We start from the raw sequence: 18,850 nt of genomic DNA, 5'->3' as shown, positions 1-18,850 counted from the left end.
GGCCGATCAGAGGTTGCGTGTACCTGGCTGTTTTCCTACAGCGGCAGACAAACGCGAAACAAGGCGCCTTCGCCAATCCTGCTCTGGACGGTAATAGTACCGCCATGGGCGGCCACAATCTGCTCTGAAATGAACAATCCCAGGCCCAGTCCGGCGACGGTGTGCTTGGCCGATACCCGCTCGAACTGCTGGAAAATGCGTTTCTGGTTTGCTTCGCTGATGCCGATCCCTTGATCCTGCACGTCCACCAGCGCTTGATCGCCTTCACTGTAGACCTTCACCGAGACAGGGCTCCTGGCTCCGTAGCGCAAGGCGTTGCTCAACAGGTTGGAAATGACCTGTTCAATACGAAACTCGTCCCAGTTTCCGATCACCGGTTGTGTGGCTTCGAGCGAAACCGACGCCTCGGCGGCATCGATTTGCCGGGAGAAGTTGTGCAACACATCGCGAACCAGCGTTGAAAGGTCGACGCGCGTCGGTCGGATCGACAACTTGCCGGTGCGAATGCGCGAGACATCGAGCATGTCTTCGATCAACCGAATGAGGCTTTTGATCTGCCGCTCGTCGCGGTCAACCATCGCGTGCATCTTGTCCAGGGTGAAGGCGGCGGCGTTGTCCCGGGCCAAGTGCATCTTGCGCAGCTGGGTCTCAAGGATCAGGCCGTTGAGCGGCGTGCGCACTTCGTGGGCGACGATGGACATGAAGTCATCGCGCATGCGCACCGCCTGCTCGAGTTCCAGCTGGGTGTTTTGCAGTTGCTTGAGCAGCGCTTGTTGTTCGCGGCGGCTTTGCTCAAGGGCCTGCACTTGTTCCTTCATCGCTTTGCTTTGGCGATACAGGTCGACGAACACGTTGACCTTGCTCTTGACCGCCTGGATGTCCAGCGGCTTGTGCAGGAAATCCACGGCCCCGCTTTCATAGCCCTTGAAGGCGTAGTTCAGTTCACGTCCGGCGGCGCTGACGAAAACGATCGGGATTTTCCGGGTCTTTTCCGTGCCACGCATCAACTCGGCCAGCTCGAAGCCGTTCATGCCGGGCATCTGCACATCGAGGATGGCCAAGGCAAATTCGTGTTGCAACAGCAGGGACAAGGCTTCGTCGGCGGTCAGCGCCTTGTAGACGATACGGTCCTCACGCTTGATCAGTGCTTCGAGCGCCAGCAGATTCTCCGGCAGATCGTCCACGATCAGCAGTTTGGACTTGAGGCTACTCAGCATGCGATTCGTTCCAGCTCGACAGGCAAACGACCGAGGATGTTCAACAGCGCCTCGACACCGGCGGAGGCACCGATCACGATCGCTTCGATTGCCGGCAAGTTCGTTGAACTGTTCATGACTTTCGATAAATCCGTTCTTGTTTGACCAACGGCTCGAACTGATCGCCGAAGGCTGAGAAATCCGGGGTTTCCTTACTGCCCAGCACCAGAAAACCGCGATGGCAGAGGGACTCATGAAACAGTCCGAACGCTCGATCCTGAAGCTTTTTATTAAAGTAAATCAATACGTTACGGCATGAAATTAATTGAGTTTCAGAGAATACGCTGTCCGTCGCCAGGCTGTGATCGGCGAAGGTCACGTTCTCACGCAGTGCCTTGTCGAAAATCGCGTACCCATAGGCCGCCGTATAGTAGTCGGCAAACGAACGCTGACCACCGGCCTGCTGGTAATTGGCAGTGTAGGCCCGGACGTTCTCCATCGAGAAAATCCCTTGCCTGGCCTTTTCCAGCGAGCGTGGATTGATATCGGTCGCATAGATGATTGTACGGTCCAGCAGGCCCTCTTCGCGCAGTAGAATGGCCATCGAATACACCTCTTCACCGGTGCTGCATCCGGCGATCCAGACCTTGATCGAGGGGTAGGTTCGCAGCAGCGGCACCACTTCCTTGCGGATGGCCAGGAAGTGCGAGGGGTCGCGAAACATCTCGCTGACCGGGATGGTCAGCAATTGCAGCAGTTGCATGAACGCTGTGGGATCGTGCAGGACCTTTTCCTGCAACGTCGAGATGGTGTTGCACTCGAACTGGCTCAACGCATGGTTGACCCGGCGCTTGATCGAAGCGCTGGAGTAATCGCGAAAATCGTAGCTGTACTTGAGGTAGATCGCCTCGATCAACAACCGCAACTCGATTTCGCTGTTTATCTCCACTGAAGAATTGCGCTCCACTAAATCCGTTCCATCTTCGGCAACCACACACGAATCAGCGAAAACAGGCGATCCAGGTCAATGGGCTTGGCCAGGTAATCGTTGACGCCGGCCTGCAGGCAGCGCTCCTGATCGTCCTTCATGGCCTTGGCCGTCACCGCGATGATCGGCAGCTTGCGCCAGCGCGGGTCCTTGCGGATTTCAACAGTGGCTTCAAAACCATCCATTTCCGGCATCATCACGTCCATCAACACCAGATCGATATCTTGTACCTCATTCAGTCGTTCAATCGCTTCGCGGCCGTTGCGGCCAATGACCACGACAGCGCCCTTATGCTCCAGCGCGCTGGTGAGGGCGAAAATGTTGCGCACATCGTCATCCACCAGCAGCACCTTGCGGCCTTCGAAGACCTTGTCGCGGCTGCGGGCGACCTTGAGCATCTTCTGCCGCTCATCGGACAGCCGTGATTCGATTTTGTGCAGAAAAAGCGTCACCTCATCCAGCAACCGCTCCGGCGAGCGTGCGCCCTTGATGATGATCGAACGTGAATACTTGCGCAGTTCGGCCTCTTCATTGCGGGTCAGGTTGCGCCCGGTATAGACGATGACGGGGGGAAAGGAACAGATGTCTTCGGTGGACATGCGCTTGAGCAGGTCATTGCCGAGCATGTCCGGTAGCTTGAGGTCGATGATCATGCAATCGAAGACCGACGTGCGCAGCAGGTCCAGCGCCTCCTGCGCCAGGCCAACGGCGGTGATCTCGATGTCATCGTCGCCGATCAGGCGGGCAATACTGTCGCGCTGCAAGTCGTCGTCCTCGACCAGCAGCACGCGCTTGACCTTCTGGATCAGTTTGGCCTCCAGGCGTGCAAACACGTCCTTGAGTTCCTCGCGGGTGGTCGGTTTGAGCGCATAGCCAATGGCGCCCATGTGCATCGCCGCCTCGACCCGGTCCTCGACTGAAATCACATGCACCGGTATGTGTCGGGTTTCGGCGTGTTCCTTCAAACGTTGCAGCACGGTCAGGCCGGAATGATCCGGCAGGCGCATGTCCAACAGGATCGCATCGGGGACGAACGCCTTGGCCAGCTCGTAGCCTTCGTCGGCGCCGTGGGCCACCAGGCATTGATAACCCAGTTCATGGGCCAGGTCGTAAAGGATGTGGGCAAAATTCGCCTCATCTTCCACCACCAGAATGCAGCGGGTGGTGAACGGCCCCTTGTTGCGATCATCGTCGAAACGCGGAATGTCGACTTCGGCCACCCGTGGCGACAACGTGGGCGGCGATACACCCGGCGCCACCCCTGGAGCGGCTCGCATCGGTTCGACAGGCACTTCGCCCGGTTCCACGTATTGCACTGGCAAGACCAGGGTAAACACACTGCCCTGCCCCGGCGTGCTGCTCACGCTGATAGAGCCGCCGAGCATGGTCGCCAGGTCACGGGAGATCGACAACCCCAACCCGGTGCCGCCGTAACGCCGATTGGTGGCGCCGTCGGCCTGACGGAAGGCTTCGAAGATGCTTTCGTGCTGATCGACCTCGATGCCGATCCCTGAATCGCGGATGCTGAACGCGATGCCGTCGCCCGGCGCAGCGGCGACGGACAGGCTGATGCTGCCGCTTTCCGTGAATTTCACGGCATTGGACAGCAGGTTCTTGAGCACTTGCTCCAGACGCTGGCGATCGGTGAACAGCATGAGCGGCGCACCGTCCTGCACATTCACCTGGAAATCCAGCTGCTTGTCCGTGGCCAATGGCTGGATCAGGCCGCGCAGGTCATCCACCAGGCGCGCCACGCTGGAGTTCTCCGGACGGATTTCCAGCTTGCCGGCCTCGACTTTGGAAATATCCAGAATGTCGTTGATCAGGTTGAGCAAGTCATTGCCAGCGGAGTAGATCGACTCGGCGAACTTGACTTGCTCGGCAGTGAGGTTTTCTTCCGGGTTTTCCGCGAGCAACTTGGCCAGGATCAACGAACTGTTGAGCGGCGTGCGCAGTTCATGGGACATGTTGGCGAGGAATTCGGACTTGTACTTGCTCGAACGCTGCAATTCCAGTGCGCGTTCTTCGAGCTGGACCTGGGCCTGATTGAGTTCGGTATTCTTCAGGTCCATGGCGTCGCGTTGCTCGGCCAGTACTTCTGCCTGCTCGGCGAGCTGTTCGTTGGTCTGCTCCAGTTCCACCTGCTGGGTTTCCAGGTGCGCCTGGGACTCCTTGAGAATCCGCGACTGTTCTTCGAGCTCTTCGTTGGCGGTCTTGAGTTCTTCCTGCTGAACCTGCAATTCTTCGTTGAGCTGCTGGGTTTCGGCCAACACCTCCTGCAAACGCTGGCGATAGCGGGCCGCCTCGATCGAGGTGCCGATATTGCCGGCTATCAACTCGAGCAATTCAACGTCACGGTCCGTCAGTGGACGCAGAAAGCCCAATTCGATCACGCCGTTGACCCGCTCGTCGTTGCTGGTTGGCACCACCAGCACACTGCGGGGTAAACCGTCACCGAGGCCGGAGCTGACCTTGAAGTAATCTTGCGGCACCTCATCCAGGCGAATCAGCCGTGCCTGCTGCGCCACCTGGCCGACAATGCCTTCGTCGCTGTAGATCTGCTGTTCACGCTCCTCCTGTTCGCGAGAGAAACCGTAGGTGGCAATGCGCTTGAGGCCGCCATGGTCTTCGCGCACGTAGATAGCCGCCACGGCGGTGCTCAGGTACTGCGCGCAGAATTGCAGGATGTTGCGGCCCAGCATGCTCAGGCTCAATTGCCCCAGCACCTGTTCGGCCAGCTCTGTCTGGCCATTGCGCAGCCAGGCCTGTTGCTCCAGACGATGGGCGCTGGCCTGTTGGGCGGCAAGGTTGACGCTGTACTTCTGCGACAGGGTCATCAAGTCTCGGCGCCCGACATACGCCAGCAACCCGCTGACCCCGGCGATGAACAACAGGTAGAGGCTGATGCTCATGATCGTGGTACGGCGCACTTCATCATTACGCGATGCGCGCAACTGTTGCTCGGTGTCGATCACCGCCTCGAACTGCTTGCGAATTTCATCGGTCAGGCGTTTGCCGCGTCCGGCCTTGACCACGGCGCGATAATCGCCGCCGCTGCGCTGCAAATCGATCATCGATTGCGCGTAGCGGGTCCACTCCTGTTGCAAGGCCTGCAACCGTAGCAAGCGATCGGTCTGCACCGGGTTGTCGGCAGTCAGTTCGAGCAAGGAGTTGAGCTCCACGGCGATGCGCGGCTTGGCGGTTTCGTAGGGATCGAGGAAATGTTCATCGCCACTGAGCAGGAAACCGCGCATCCCGGTTTCCAGATCCACGGTCAGCTTGACCGCTTCATTGGCGTTATTGATCACCCGGTCGGTGTGCTCCACCCACTGGATCGTCGACAGTAGATAGCTGATCAGCGACACGAAGAACACGGCGCTGATGAGACCCAGCCCCAAAGGCAGGCTGATGTTGCGGCTCAGCAGTTTACGAAATCGTTGCTCATCAACCGAGGACGCTGAGGTCATGGGGCAGGCCTTGTCGAACTGTCAGAATGCAAGGAGTTTGCCCCAAAACTGGCACATTGATCCAATTATCTGACATGTTTGCGCACCGGGTCCTAAATGCGCTGCGCCCGCGTTATCCTTGCCTGCGCCTGCACCGACAATCCTTTTTCCATCGCGCAGGGAACTTGTCGGGATCCGCCACTTACTCATGCAAGAGACCGGTGATTTCCAGCGACCGGCAATGCCTATCTTATTCGGGAATTCGACCATGTCATCCGCCAACGCCTCCACCATCCTCGTCGTCGAAGACGATGCCATCGTGCGCATGCTGATCGTCGACGTACTGGATGAACTGGACTTCAAGGTGCTGGAAGCCGATGGCGGCGACCAGGCACTGGAAATGCTCAAGGACGTGAACCAGCAAATTGACCTGATGTTGACTGATGTTGGCCTGCCGGTCATGGACGGCCGCGAGCTGGCCACCCTCGCCCGCACGCTACGGCCTGACCTGCCCATCCTGTTCGCCAGCGGTTATGCCGAAAACATCGAAGTTCCTGTCGACATGCACTTGATCGGCAAGCCCTTCTCCATTGATCAGTTGCGCGACAAGGTCAAAAGTATTCTCGAGTGACGCTACGCTGCGCTGTGGTTTAATGCGCGCCTTTTTCGTCCCTGCCCTGTCTTCGCTTCAAGGAACTCCCGTACATGATTGAGCCCCGCGCAACCAAAGTCCTGATCATTGGTTACGTCTGGCCCGAGCCCCGCTCTTCCGCGGCCAGCGGGCATGTCATGCAGATGCTCGAGGTTTTCCTGGAACAAGGCTGGGACATCACGTTCAGCAGCCCGGCAGGCTTCGGCGAGCAACGCGCAGACCTGGCGGCGTTGGGTATACGCGAAGTCCCTATCGAATTGAACAACAGCAGTTTCGACGCGTTCATCAGCGAACTGGCGCCGGACATCGTGTTGTTCGATCAATTCATGATGGAGGAACAGTTCGGCTGGCGGGTCGAAAAACATTGCCCCGATGCCTTGCGCGTGCTCGAAAGTTGCGACCTGCAAAGCCTCAGGCAAGGTCGGCATCAACGCCTCAAGGAGCGTTTAAAGGCCAGTGACGACAACAATGACTTCAACGACCTGTTCGCCCCGGCAGCGCGTGAAGAGTTCGAACACATGGCCGATACCGACCTGGCGAAGCGCGAGATCGCCTCATTCTATCGTTGTGATCTGACGCTGATGGTTTCCGAAGTGGAAATCGAATTGCTGGTCGAGCAGTTCAGGTTTCCCCGTAACCAATTGCACTGGTGCCCGTTGATGGTCGATGTTCCGACCCGTGCGCCGGTACCCTTTGAAGATCGCGCGCACTTTCTTCATATCGGTAACTTTCGCCATGCGCCCAACTGGGATGCGGTGCTCTGGTTGAAAACCGCTATCTGGCCGCTGATTCGCGAGCAGATACCCGGCGCTCAATTGCATATCTATGGTGCCTACACACCACCCAAGGCCACTGCGTTGCATAACCCGAGCCAGGGATTTCATGTGATGAACTGGGCCGAGGACGCTTTGCAAGTCATGTCATCGGCGCGGGTCTGTATGGCGCCCCTGCGTTTTGGCGCGGGAATCAAGGGCAAGATTGTCGATGCCATGCTCTGTGGCACGCCGAATGTGACGACGCCAGTGGGTGCCGAGGCGATGCACGGCGACGAGGCGTGGCCCGGTGCAGTGACCCGTTCGGCACGGGAGTTCGCCGATCATGCCGTGCGACTGTACAACGACAAGACACGTTGGCTCCACGCCCAGGCGCACGCGCACACGCTGCTTGCCAGCCGCTACCGGAAATCTGTTCATGGCCCGGCCTTGATCCAGCGACTGGTCGAATGCCAACGGGATCTGGCAAACATCAGACGAGATAACTTCACCGGTAGCATGCTGCGTCATCATCAGCACAAGAGCACTCAATACATGGCGCAATGGATTGAGGCGAAAAACCGACTGAATCAGGAGTAGTCCACTCCCATTGTGCAATACATAGTTACCACCGTAGCTGTGCCCGACCGGTTAATCTGAGCGCTTCACACCCAATGGATGGGGTGATTCGCACAAGGAATGGTCATGACCGGCTACACGCGTGGTTTGCTCGACAAGCAAACCTGGATGAGCAACACCCTCGAAATCGATCAACTCAAACTCACCGATATCGTCTGGCCTGGCGTGCATAACGCCGGCATGGACAAAAAAGCACCGAACTACGACGTCGTGACTGGCAACTGGACCGCTTGTCAGAACGACACGTTTTCCTGGCAGCTGGCCAACGGCGCCCGCGCCTTCGACATCCGCCTGGGCTACACGGCCAGTGCGGCTCGATCAGGTTTCTATTTTCACCACAACGGCTATCGCTCGCATCGCGTCCTGGACGATCTGATCGACGCGATACTGCTGTTCCTTGATCGAAACCCGGACGAATTCATCGTGCTGGACTTCCATCAACTGGCCGATGGCAATCAAGCTTTCGATCATAAAAGACTGAGTGACTGGCTCGTGCGCCGTATCGGGCTGCGGGCCATCCTGCCTGGCGACGGACTCAAAACAGTGGGAGAACTGAAAGCTGCGAGCAGGCATCGCCGGGTGATCATGGCGGCACCCGCCCAGCCGGAACTCGATGGCGAGTACTTCTGGCCACGCATCCCGCACAAATGGCGCGACAACACATTCTCCGACCCCGCCGAGCTGCAACGCTACATCACGCAAACCCTGGAAGATGCACCATACGAAACCTTCCTCTGGTCACTGTCGGCGACCACCTACTCGCTACTGGGCGGCCCCGGGAATATCAAGCGGCAAATCAACGACTGGTTCAACACCACGGGAAACTGGGTGACGCGTTGCAGCATCATCAGCAGCGATTTTTTCGACGAATCCGACATCGTCCGTTATTGCTGGAGCGCCACCAGCATGAAAGCGGTTTATGGCCGTGCCTTGCATCAACAGACGCACCGGCGGTAGTAGCGCTGGCCCTGCGGCAAGAGGCATGATCGGGGCGGGATAACAACACAAGCGCCCTGACATGACCCGCACCGCCAGAGTCACCGATCCTTCCTATGAGTTGATGGACGACCACAACGGCTTGTCCATCATCTATCGCCAGCATGGTTTCCCTTGCCCGTTGGTGCGATGGCATTTCCACAAGGAATACGAGCTGCACCTGATCGTCGCCAGTTCCGGCAAGGTGTTCATCGGCGACTACATCGGCAACTTCTATCCCCAGACACTGTTTCTCACCGGCCCCAACCTGCCCCACAACTGGATCAGCCAGGTGGCCGAGGATGAAGTGGTGCCCAAGCGCGACATGCTGGTCAACTTCACCGACGAGTTATTCGACAGCGGCTATCAGGTGTTCGCCGAACTCAAGGCCCTGGCGCCGCTGCTCGAGCGTGCGCAGTACGGCATCGAGTTTCGCTGCAAGCACACCATCACCAAGGCGATGGATCTGATGCAGCGTATCGCCGACACCACCGGTGTGACCCGTCTCGGACACTTTTTCATTCTGCTGGAGTTGCTTGCGGCCACCGATGACTACCAATTGCTCTCTGGCGCCACGACCCCGCAACTGGCGGACGAGCACAACATCGATCGCACCAACCGCGCGGTGGACTACATTTTCGCCCACTACGCCCGGGATTTGACGCTGGAGGAAGTCGCCGAGCACCTGGGCATGAAACCGACTTATTTCAGCCGGGTTTTCAAGCAGGCCACCGGGCGCAATTTCGTCGAGTTCGTCAATCGCCTGCGCATCAGCAAATCCTGCGAGTTGCTGGCCGATGGCGACAAGCCGGTGACCGATGTTTGCTTCGAATCGGGCTTCAACAATATTTCCAACTTCAACCGGCGCTTCCAGCAGCTCAAGGGCATGACACCGTCGCATTACCGGCGCCTGGTGGTGCAGCGGTTGACCGAGCAAAACCACGGCTGACACCTCACCTCCCACAAGTGCAGTGTCAGGCGAGATAACTTTACCGGCAGCATGCTGCGCCATCACATGTATAAATTCACTGAATACATGTCGCAATGGACAAAAACCAAAAACAGTCATCCACAACAACATTCCGACATCACTAAACACTTGTATAACCCTTGCACCACCACCAAAAATGAAGTGCCTGACAGCAACCATGACATCGGGCACCTTTTGACTTTAACTTAGCAAGGGATTGCACAATGACAACTAACTACCCTTATAGAAGCTGGATGGCAGCGACACCCAGCATTGATAACCTGACCCTGTTGGAGTTGGTCTGGCCCGGCGCCCATAACGCCGGAGTGGACTATGACTTCTCTTATCCTGCGTACCTACAACCGGCCAAACACTGGTTCGTCTGCCAGGATGGACCCTTTATCCAGCAACTCAATGAGGGTGTGCGGGCACTTGACTTGCGATTCTACTCAAACGAGCACTGGCAAGGCGCCAGGAAGTTTAATACCTTTCACGGTTACAACACCCTCACTGGCCGTTCTTTGACTGAGTTATTCAAAAGCCTTAACTTTTTCCTCGATGAAAACCCCGATGAATTCGTCGTATTGGATATCAGCAAACTTCAAGGCCACGATGAACTCGAATTCGATTACAAAGGCTTTCAAGAGGCCATTATGAGCGAGTTGGGTACGCGGCTTATTCCTAAAAAAAATTGCCACTTGACATTGGGCAAACTCAAACAAACAAGTCATTTGCAAAGAATCGTATTTGCCTGCGGCTGGCATCCAGACCTGGACTCTCCTCTGTATTGGCCAAAAGTAAAAAGCCGCTGGAGCGGCAATGACATTACATCCCCCGAAGCACTAAAACAGTTCATCGAACGCACGCTCCTCAGCCCACCCGACAAAAACTCGTTCTGGTCATTATCTGCCACCAGTTACGGTAAATTGACCGGAGTTAAACGAATCACCCAGGAGCTGAACGATTGGTTTGGCCCGAATTCCGGATGGGCGCCGAAGTGCAGCATCATCAATGCCGACTTTATTGGCGACACACAACTGGTCGCCTATTGCAGGGAAATCAACTTTTTCAGGGGGATGCGCAAGACATAAGGGAAGCGAACTGGAACTGGGCGGGTGCGTGATTGGCGTCTGGAAAACAAGAAAGTGCTTCGAATCGGGCTTGAACAATATTTCCAACTTCAACCGGCGCTTCCAGCCGCTCAAGGGCATGACGCCATCGCATTGCCGGCGCCTGGTGGTGCAGCGGTTGACCGGGGAAGATCTCGGCTGAAGGCACACCTAAAATCCCTGTGGGAGCGAGCCTGCTCGCTCCCACAGGTTACGACCTGTTTTCGAGCTTAAAACCTGTACGGATTCAATACCGCCTCATCGCTGAAAAGCCCTTCGCTGTGTCTACCACCAAAAACCTCAGTGCAAAAAAGTATCGATCAAGGTGCGACGGATGATTTGTATCGCCCTTCATTGAAGGATGTAATCAGCACAGATTCTTCCCTGCGCAGGAAGACACAAAAACAATAACTGTCCTTCTGTTTCCCGCCGGGTGCAGAAAAGGAGTGCACGATGCAACCTTCGGTAAAAGCTCTGCTTGCCCTCACCTGCATGACCCTCAGTAGCGTCAGCCTTGGCGCACAGACACTGACCATCGCCACCGTCAACAACAGCGACATGATCCGCATGCAAAAGCTCTCGAAAACCTTCGAGGCCGAGCATCCGCAGATCAAGCTCAATTGGGTGGTCCTCGAAGAAAACGTCCTGCGCCAGCGCCTGACCACCGACATCGCCACCCAGGGTGGGCAGTTCGACGTACTGACCATCGGCATGTACGAAGCCGCACTCTGGGGAGCCAAGGGCTGGCTGGAGCCAATGAAGGATTTGCCGGATGGTTATGCCCTCGACGACGTGTTTCCGTCGGTGCGCGAAGGCCTGTCGGTCAAAGGCTCGCTGTACGCCCTGCCGTTCTACGCCGAAAGCTCGATCACTTACTACCGAACCGACCTGTTCAAGGACGCCGGCCTGACCATGCCCGAGCGCCCGACCTGGGAGCAGATCGGTGAATTCGCCGCCAAACTGAACAAACCCGAGCAGGAACAGTACGGCATCTGCCTGCGGGGCAAGGCCGGCTGGGGCGAGAACATGGCGCTGATCAGCACCGTGGCCAACGCCTATGGCGCGCGCTGGTTCGATGAAACGTGGCAGCCGGAATTCAACGGCCCCGAATGGAAAAACGCGCTGAACTTCTATGTCGACACCATGAAGAAATCCGGCCCGCCGGGGGCGTCGAGCAATGGCTTCAATGAAAACCTCGCGTTGTTCAACAGCGGTAAATGCGCGATCTGGGTCGATGCCAGTGTCGCCGGTTCGTTCGTCACCGACAAATCCCAGAGCAAGGTCACCGATCACGTCGGCTTCACCTATGCGCCACATCAGGTCACTGACAAAGGCTCGGCCTGGTTGTACTCCTGGGCGCTGGCCATTCCGACCAGTTCCAAGGCCAAGGACGCGGCGAAAGCCTTCAGTGCCTGGGCCACATCCAAAGAATACGGCGCACTGGTCGCGGAAAAAGACGGCATCGCCAACGTGCCGCCGGGCACCCGGGCCTCGACCTACAGCGAGGCGTACTTGAGCGCCGCGCCGTTCGCCAGGGTCACGCTGGAATCGCTCAAGGCCGCGGACCCGAGCAAGCCGGGCGCCAGGCCTGTGCCGTACATCGGCATCCAGCTGGTGACCATTCCCGAGTTCCAGGGCATTGGTACCCAGGTCGGCAAATCCTTCTCGGCGGCGTTGATCGGCCAGACCACGGTTGACCAGGCGCTGGCGGCGGCCCAGCAAACCACCGAACGCGAAATGAAGCGCGCGGGTTATCCCAAGTAAGCCCGTAGCTCGCTCCTGCCTTCTGTAGGAGCGAGCCTGCTCGCGATGACGGGCTCCCATTCAACATTGTGGGTGACTGATCCAGCGCTATCGCGAGCAGGCTCGCTCCTACAGTGGATATCCATAAGTCTGTATGACTCGGTTCTGATCACCATGAATACATCAACTGCAAAAGCTCACATGGACATTGCCCAACCGCAGCGCAAAAGCCGCGTGACCAATCCCGGCTGGTTTCTGGTCAGCCCTTCGGTGGCCTTGCTGCTGTTGTGGATGATCGTGCCGCTGGGCATGACCGTCTACTTCTCGATGATTCGCTACAACCTGCTCAACCCCGGCGAAAACGAGTTCGTCGGGCTGGAGAACTTCACCTACTTCCTCACCGACTCGGGCTTCCTGCCCGGCGCCACCAATACGCTGCTGCTGGTGGGCAGTGTGCTGTTGATCAGTGTGGTGCTCGGCGTACTGATCAGTGCATTGCTGGAGGCCAGTGAGTTTTTCGGTCGCGGCATCGTGCGGGTGATGCTCATCTCGCCGTTTTTCATCATGCCCACGGTGGGCGCGCTGATCTGGAAGAACCTGATCTTCCATCCGGTGTCGGGGATTCTCGCCTACGTCTGGAAGCTGTTCGGCGCGCAACCGGTGGACTGGCTGGCGCACTATCCGCTGCTGTCGATCATCATCATTGTCTCGTGGCAATGGCTGCCCTTCGCGATCCTGATCCTGATGACCGCCATGCAGTCCCTCGACCAGGAACAGAAAGAAGCAGCACGCCTGGACGGTGCCGGGCCCGTCGCGATTTTCTGGCACCTGACCCTGCCGCACCTGGCGCGGCCGATTGCGGTGGTGGTGATGATCGAAACCATCTTCCTGCTTTCGGTGTTCGCCGAAATCTTCACCACCACCAACGGCGGCCCCGGCTACGCCTCGACCAACCTCGCCTACCTGATCTACAACCAGGCGCTGGTGCAGTTCGACGTCGGCATGGCCTCGGCGGGCGGCCTGATCGCCGTGGTCATCGCCAACATCGCCGCGATCATTCTGGTGCGAATGATCGGCAAAAACCTGACCGACAAAGCCTGAGGCCCGCCATGACTCTTCAACAATCCCGTCGCCTGCAAAGCCTATTGCTCGGTACGCTGGCCTGGGCCATCGCGATCGTGATTTTCTTCCCGATCTTCTGGATGGTGCTGACCAGTTTCAAGAGCGAAATCGATGCCTTCGCCACGCCGCCGCAGTTCATTTTCATGCCGACGCTGGAGAACTACCTGCACATCAACGAACGCAGCGACTATTTCAGCTTTGCCTGGAACTCGGTGGTGATTTCCTTCAGCGCCACGGCCCTGTGCCTGCTGATCGCGGTGCCGGCGGCCTACTCCATGGCGTTCTACGAAACCCAACGCACCCGAGGCACGCTGCTGTGGATGCTTTCCACCAAGATGTTGCCGCCGGTGGGCGTGCTGATGCCGATCTACCTGCTGGCCAAGAGTTTCGGCCTGCTCGATACGCGCATTGCGCTGATCGTGATCTACACGCTGATCAACCTGCCGATCGTGGTCTGGATGGTTTACACCTACTTCAAGGACATCCCCAGGGACATCCTCGAAGCCGCACGGCTGGACGGCGCAACGCTGGCCCAGGAAATGCTCCGGGTGTTGCTGCCCATCGCCAAGGGCGGCCTGGCATCCACGGTGCTGCTGTCGCTGATCCTGTGCTGGAACGAGGCGTTCTGGTCGCTGAACCTGACCTCGTCGAAAGCCGCGCCACTGACCGCATTGATCGCTTCGTACTCGAGCCCCGAAGGGCTGTTCTGGGCCAAGTTGTCGGCCGTCTCGACCCTGGCCTGTGCGCCGATCCTGATCTTCGGCTGGATCAGCCAGAAACAACTGGTGCGCGGCCTGTCGTTCGGCGCCGTTAAATGAAGATCGCCGCCCCGACACGATCCCTGTGGGAGCGAACCTGCTCGCGATGGACATGAACGATAACGCTGGCTGACTGGAAGAATGCGTCGCCTGAACGTTCATCGTCGGAACGCCGCCCGGAGCAAGCTCGCTCCTACAGAAAAGCCTGCTCGGCTCAATCTGAATAAAAACAAACGGAGGCCCATCACCATGGCCAACCTGAAAATCAAGAATCTGCAAAAAGGCTTCGAAGGTTTTTCCATCATCAAGGGCATCGACCTTGAAGTGAACGACAAGGAGTTCGTGGTCTTCGTCGGCCCGTCGGGCTGCGGCAAATCCACGCTGTTGCGGCTGATCGCCGGGCTGGAGGAAGTCAGCGGCGGCACGATCGAACTCGACGGCCGCGACATCACCGAAGTCAGCCCGGCCAAGCGCGACCTGGCGATGGTGTTCCAGACCTACGCCCTGTACCCGCACATGAGCGTGCGCAAGAACATGTCGTTCGCCCTCGACCTGGCCGGCGTCGCGAAAGCCGAAGTGGAGAAGAAGGTCGGCGAAGCGGCGCGCATCCTCGAACTGGGGCCGATGCTGGAGCGCAAGCCCAAGCAACTGTCCGGCGGCCAGCGCCAGCGCGTGGCGATTGGCCGGGCTATCGTGCGCAACCCGAAAATCTTCCTGTTCGACGAACCGTTGTCCAACCTCGATGCCGCCCTGCGGGTGCAGATGCGTCTGGAACTGTTGCGCCTGCACAAGGAACTGCAAGCCACGATGATCTACGTGACTCACGATCAGGTCGAAGCGATGACCATGGCCGACAAAGTGGTCGTACTCAATGGCGGCAAGATCGAGCAAGTCGGCTCGCCACTGGACCTCTATCACCAGCCGGCCAACCTGTTCGTCGCCGGTTTCCTGGGCACGCCGAAAATGGGCTTCCTCAAGGGCAAGGTCACCCGCATTGAAAGCCAGGGCTGTGAAGTCCAGCTGGATGCCGGAACCCGTATCAACCTGCCCTTGAGCGGCAGGCACCTGAGCGTCGGGAGTGCGGTGACGCTGGGCATTCGCCCGGAACATCTGGAACTGGCCAAGCCCGGTGACTGCACCTTGCAGGTCACCGCCGATGTCAGCGAACGCCTGGGCAGCGACACCTTCTGCCACGTCCGGACGGCATCCGGCGAAGCGCTGACCCTGCGCGTTCGCGGCGATCTGGCCAGCCGCTACGGTGAAACCCTGAGCCTGCATCTGGATGCGCAACACTGCCATTTATTCGATGCCGACGGCGTGGCGTTGACCCGCCCGCTGCGCGTTGCCGCCTGATTTCAGAGAGCCTGCGATGAAACTGAACCAACAAAACCTCAGCCGCCTCGCCCCTGAAGTGGTCTTGCCCGCCTACTCCCTGGGCGACACCCGCCAAGGCATCGCGCACATCGGGGTCGGCGGTTTCCACCGTGCCCATCAGGCGTACTACACCGACGCCTTGATGAATACCGGCGAAGGCCGGGACTGGGCCATCTGCGGTGTCGGCCTGCGTGCTGAAGACCGCCGCGCCCGTGACGACCTCAAGGATCAGGACTTCCTGTTCACCCTGTACGAACTCGGCGATAGCGACGACACCGAAGTGCGGGTGATCGGCGCCATCCGTGACATGCTGCTGGCCGAAGACGGTGCCCAGGCATTGATCGACAAACTGGCCAGCCCCGAGATCCGCATCGTCTCGCTGACCATTACCGAAGGCGGTTACTGCATCGACGACAGCAGCGGCGAGTTCATGGCGCACTTGCCGCAGGTCCAGCATGACCTGGCGCACCCTGGCGCCCCGATAACCGTATTCGGTTTCCTCTGTGCCGCACTGGCCAGGCGTCGCGCCGCTGGCACAGCGGCCTTCACCCTGATGTCCTGCGATAACCTGCCGCACAACGGCGACGTCACCCGCAAGGCCCTGCTGGCCTTCGCCGCCTTGCACGACCACCCATTGCGCGACTGGATCGACGCCAACGTCAGTTTCCCCAACGCCATGGTCGACCGCATCACACCAATGACCAGCACCCTTCATCGCCTGCAACTGGCGGACCAGCATGGCGTGGACGATGCCTGGCCGGTGGTCTGCGAACCCTTTGCGCAGTGGGTGCTGGAAGACAGGTTCGTCAACGGTCGCCCGGCCTGGGAAAAGGTCGGCGTGCAATTCACCGACGACGTCACGCCCTACGAAGAAATGAAGATCAAGTTGCTCAACGGCAGTCATTTGGCGTTGACGTATCTGGGTTTCCTGAAGGGTTACCGCTTCGTCCACGAGACCATGAACGACCCGCTGTTCGTGCGCTACATGCGCGCCTACATGGACCTGGACGTGACACCGCAACTGCCGGCGGTGCCGGGAATCGACCTGACCGAGTACAAGAACACCCTGGTGGCGCGGTTTTCCAATCAGGCGATTGCCGATCAGCTTGAACGGGTGTGTTCGGACGGTTCGTCGAAGTTTCCGAAATTCACCGTACCGACCATCAACCGCTTGATCGCCGATGGCCGCGAGACCAAGCGCGCGGCGTTGGTGGTGGCGGCATGGGCGCTGTACCTCAAAGGCGTGGATGAGCATGGCGAGACCTACTCGATTGCGGATCCACGGGCAGCGTTCTGCCAGGCACTGGTGGCCGATGATGTGCTGATTACCCAGCGTTTGCTGGCGGTCGAGGAGATTTTCGGTACGGCCATTGCGCGCTCGCCGGAGTTTGTCGCGGCGTTTGAGTGGTGCTGCAACAGCTTGCGCGAGGTGGGGGTGTCGCGGACGTTGGAGCGGGTGCTGGCTTGAGGTCGGTGGTGTAGCAACTGCCGTCATCGCGAGCAGGCTCGCTCCCACATTGACTGTGTTTCAACCGCAAAACGGATGATCACCTCAGCCCCCTGTGGGAGCGAGCCTGCTCGCGAAGAGGGTTTACTGATATCCAAGGATCCTGCATGACAATTCGACAACTCTTCCTCGGCATCGACTGCGGCACCCAGGGCACCAAAGCCATCATCCTCGACGCGGCCAGTGGTGAAGTGCTCGGCCAGGGAGCCGCCAGCCATAACCTGATCAGCGGCCCTGATGGTCGCCGCGAACAGGACACCCAGCAGTGGCTGGAAGCCTTCGCCACCGCCACCCGCCGCGCCTTGCTCGCGGCCAAAGTCGATGGTCTGTCGATTCAAGGCGTTGGCGTCTCCGGCCAGCAACACGGCCTGGTGCTGCTCGACGATCAGGGCAAGGTGTTGCGCCCGGCGAAACTCTGGTGCGACACCGAAACCACCCCGGAGAATGACCGACTGCTGGCCCACCTGGGTGGCGAAAAGGGTTCGCTGGAACGCCTCGGCGTGGTCATCGCGCCGGGCTACACCGTCTCCAAGCTGTTATGGACCAAAGAGCAGCATCCCGAGGTCTTCACCCGGATCGCCCACATCTTGCTGCCCCACGATTACCTCAACCATTGGCTCACCGGCCGCAGTTGCAGCGAATACGGCGATGCCTCGGGCACCGGGTATTTCAACGTGCGTACGCGCCAGTGGGATGTGCAATTGTTGCGTGACATAGACCCCAGCGGACGCCTGCAAGCCGCGCTGCCGGAGCTGATCGAGGCACCCCAGGCAGTCGGCACCATTCGAACGGGCATCGCCGAACACTTGGGCGTCAACCCGAAGGCCCTGATCTGCAGCGGTGGCGGCGACAACATGATGGGCGCCATCGGTACCGGCAACATCCAGCCCGGTGCAATCACCATGAGCCTCGGGTCGTCGGGCACGGTGTACGCCTACGCCGATCAACCGAACGTTGCCGCAGATGCCGTGGTTGCCACCTTCTGTTCTTCCAGTGGCGGCTGGCTGCCATTGATCTGCACCATGAACCTGACCAATGCCACCGGCCTGATCCGTGAACTGCTGGACCTCGACATCGATCAGTTCAACGAGCTCGTTGCCCAGGCGCCGATCGGTGCCGAAGGCGTTTGCATGCTGCCATTCTTCAACGGCGAGCGGGTGCCCGCCCTGCCCCATGCCAGTGCCAGCCTGTCGGGTTTGACCATGACCAACCTGACCCGGGCCAACCTGTGCCGCGCGGTGGTCGAAGGCACGACGTTCGGTTTGCGTTACGGACTGGACCTGCTACGCAACAATGGCTTACAAAGCCGCAGCATTCGGCTGATCGGCGGTGGATCGAAAAGCGCTGTCTGGCGGCAGATTGTCGCCGACACCATGAATACACCGGTGATCTGCACCGAACAAAGCGAGGCCGCGGCCCTGGGTGCGGCGATTCAGGCGGCCTGGTGCGTCTCCCGGGCGAACGGGCGCGAAGACAGCCTGGCGCAATTGTGCGAGCGGTGCGTGAAACTCGACCCGGCCAGTGAAACCCTGCCGGTCGCCGACAATGTGCAAGCCTGCCAGCAGGCGTATGAACGCTATCGACAGCAAGTCGCAACCCTAATTAAAGAGTGATCAACT

At 58.8% G+C, this 18,850-nt stretch carries 14 protein-coding genes and 2 pseudogenes; 12 read left to right on the top strand and 4 right to left on the bottom strand.

The genetic code is table 11. The annotated features are described in order from the left end of the window. Positions 1 to 35: 35 nt before the first annotated feature. The 4 genes and pseudogenes from AC3ITA_RS13415 to AC3ITA_RS13400 form a co-directional block, all read right to left on the bottom strand. Complete coding sequence (locus tag AC3ITA_RS13415; protein WP_489280585.1) at positions 36 to 1,217, bottom strand: hybrid sensor histidine kinase/response regulator; 1,182 nt, start codon at positions 1,215 to 1,217, stop codon at positions 36 to 38. Between the two features lie 23 nt (positions 1,218 to 1,240). Further along, positions 1,241 to 1,333: pseudogene (locus AC3ITA_RS13410) on the bottom strand (chemotaxis protein CheB); the annotation flags it as partial. After that, positions 1,330 to 2,163: a CheR family methyltransferase gene (locus AC3ITA_RS13405; protein WP_095942214.1), complete on the bottom strand. Its 834-nt coding sequence runs from the start codon at positions 2,161 to 2,163 to the stop codon at positions 1,330 to 1,332. The pseudogene AC3ITA_RS13410 and the gene AC3ITA_RS13405, both read right to left, overlap by 4 nt. Then, positions 2,163 to 5,651, bottom strand: coding sequence for a response regulator (locus tag AC3ITA_RS13400; protein WP_489280583.1), 3,489 nt, complete (start codon positions 5,649 to 5,651; stop codon positions 2,163 to 2,165). The genes AC3ITA_RS13405 and AC3ITA_RS13400 overlap by 1 nt, the downstream gene beginning before the upstream one ends. Positions 5,652 to 5,898: 247 nt before the next feature. Between AC3ITA_RS13400 and AC3ITA_RS13395 the strand changes: the two genes are divergently transcribed. From AC3ITA_RS13395 to xylB, 12 genes and pseudogenes are all read left to right on the top strand, one after another. After that, positions 5,899 to 6,261, top strand: coding sequence for a response regulator (locus tag AC3ITA_RS13395; protein ID WP_414927582.1), 363 nt, complete (start codon positions 5,899 to 5,901; stop codon positions 6,259 to 6,261). 74 nt (positions 6,262 to 6,335) lie between these two features. Then, complete coding sequence (locus AC3ITA_RS13390; RefSeq protein WP_489280581.1) at positions 6,336 to 7,634, top strand: glycosyltransferase; 1,299 nt, start codon at positions 6,336 to 6,338, stop codon at positions 7,632 to 7,634. 105 nt (positions 7,635 to 7,739) lie between these two features. Then, positions 7,740 to 8,630, top strand: coding sequence for a phosphatidylinositol-specific phospholipase C domain-containing protein (locus AC3ITA_RS13385; protein ID WP_489280580.1), 891 nt, complete (start codon positions 7,740 to 7,742; stop codon positions 8,628 to 8,630). Positions 8,631 to 8,691: 61 nt separating this feature from the next. Further along, complete coding sequence (locus AC3ITA_RS13380; protein ID WP_150672469.1) at positions 8,692 to 9,597, top strand: AraC family transcriptional regulator; 906 nt, start codon at positions 8,692 to 8,694, stop codon at positions 9,595 to 9,597. A 245-nt stretch (positions 9,598 to 9,842) separates the two neighbouring features. Next, positions 9,843 to 10,709, top strand: a complete 867-nt coding sequence (locus tag AC3ITA_RS13375; protein WP_150672468.1) for a phosphatidylinositol-specific phospholipase C domain-containing protein — start codon at positions 9,843 to 9,845, stop codon at positions 10,707 to 10,709. A 46-nt stretch (positions 10,710 to 10,755) separates the two neighbouring features. Then, a pseudogene (locus AC3ITA_RS13370) lies at positions 10,756 to 10,890 on the top strand (AraC family transcriptional regulator); the annotation flags it as partial. A 290-nt stretch (positions 10,891 to 11,180) separates the two neighbouring features. Next, complete coding sequence (locus AC3ITA_RS13365; RefSeq protein ID WP_489280579.1) at positions 11,181 to 12,491, top strand: ABC transporter substrate-binding protein; 1,311 nt, start codon at positions 11,181 to 11,183, stop codon at positions 12,489 to 12,491. A gap of 153 nt (positions 12,492 to 12,644) precedes the next feature. Next, positions 12,645 to 13,571, top strand: coding sequence for a carbohydrate ABC transporter permease (locus tag AC3ITA_RS13360; RefSeq protein WP_489280577.1), 927 nt, complete (start codon positions 12,645 to 12,647; stop codon positions 13,569 to 13,571). Positions 13,572 to 13,579: 8 nt separating this feature from the next. Next, on the top strand, positions 13,580 to 14,410 hold the full coding sequence (locus tag AC3ITA_RS13355) for a carbohydrate ABC transporter permease (RefSeq protein ID WP_150672466.1): 831 nt from the start codon (positions 13,580 to 13,582) through the stop codon (positions 14,408 to 14,410). 189 nt (positions 14,411 to 14,599) lie between these two features. Further along, positions 14,600 to 15,703, top strand: coding sequence for an ABC transporter ATP-binding protein (locus AC3ITA_RS13350; protein ID WP_095945646.1), 1,104 nt, complete (start codon positions 14,600 to 14,602; stop codon positions 15,701 to 15,703). A 16-nt stretch (positions 15,704 to 15,719) separates the two neighbouring features. Beyond that, positions 15,720 to 17,192: a mannitol dehydrogenase family protein gene (locus AC3ITA_RS13345; RefSeq protein WP_150672465.1), complete on the top strand. Its 1,473-nt coding sequence runs from the start codon at positions 15,720 to 15,722 to the stop codon at positions 17,190 to 17,192. Between the two features lie 146 nt (positions 17,193 to 17,338). After that, positions 17,339 to 18,844, top strand: a complete 1,506-nt coding sequence (gene xylB / locus AC3ITA_RS13340; RefSeq protein WP_095945644.1) for a xylulokinase — start codon at positions 17,339 to 17,341, stop codon at positions 18,842 to 18,844. The last annotated feature ends 6 nt before the right edge of the window (positions 18,845 to 18,850 follow it).

The organism is Pseudomonas sp. GL_090 (genome assembly GCF_057837765.1).
Note: the sequence above shows the minus strand (reverse complement) of the source record. Positions and strands in the feature narration are given on the sequence as shown.

Excerpts from the sequence above, each read along its gene's own strand:
- AC3ITA_RS13395 (WP_414927582.1), top strand. The coding sequence starts at position 5,899 with ATGTCATCCGCCAACGCCTCCACCATCCTCGTCGTCGAAGACGATGCC.
- AC3ITA_RS13365 (WP_489280579.1), top strand. The coding sequence starts at position 11,181 with ATGCAACCTTCGGTAAAAGCTCTGCTTGCCCTCACCTGCATGACCCTC.
- AC3ITA_RS13350 (WP_095945646.1), top strand. The coding sequence starts at position 14,600 with ATGGCCAACCTGAAAATCAAGAATCTGCAAAAAGGCTTCGAAGGTTTT.
- AC3ITA_RS13360 (WP_489280577.1), top strand. The coding sequence starts at position 12,645 with ATGAATACATCAACTGCAAAAGCTCACATGGACATTGCCCAACCGCAG.
- AC3ITA_RS13380 (WP_150672469.1), top strand. The coding sequence starts at position 8,692 with ATGACCCGCACCGCCAGAGTCACCGATCCTTCCTATGAGTTGATGGAC.
- xylB (WP_095945644.1), top strand. The coding sequence starts at position 17,339 with ATGACAATTCGACAACTCTTCCTCGGCATCGACTGCGGCACCCAGGGC.
- AC3ITA_RS13355 (WP_150672466.1), top strand. The coding sequence starts at position 13,580 with ATGACTCTTCAACAATCCCGTCGCCTGCAAAGCCTATTGCTCGGTACG.
- AC3ITA_RS13400 (WP_489280583.1), bottom strand. The coding sequence starts at position 5,651 with ATGACCTCAGCGTCCTCGGTTGATGAGCAACGATTTCGTAAACTGCTG.
- AC3ITA_RS13345 (WP_150672465.1), top strand. The coding sequence starts at position 15,720 with ATGAAACTGAACCAACAAAACCTCAGCCGCCTCGCCCCTGAAGTGGTC.
- AC3ITA_RS13375 (WP_150672468.1), top strand. The coding sequence starts at position 9,843 with ATGACAACTAACTACCCTTATAGAAGCTGGATGGCAGCGACACCCAGC.
- AC3ITA_RS13385 (WP_489280580.1), top strand. The coding sequence starts at position 7,740 with ATGACCGGCTACACGCGTGGTTTGCTCGACAAGCAAACCTGGATGAGC.
- AC3ITA_RS13415 (WP_489280585.1), bottom strand. The coding sequence starts at position 1,217 with ATGCTGAGTAGCCTCAAGTCCAAACTGCTGATCGTGGACGATCTGCCG.
- AC3ITA_RS13390 (WP_489280581.1), top strand. The coding sequence starts at position 6,336 with ATGATTGAGCCCCGCGCAACCAAAGTCCTGATCATTGGTTACGTCTGG.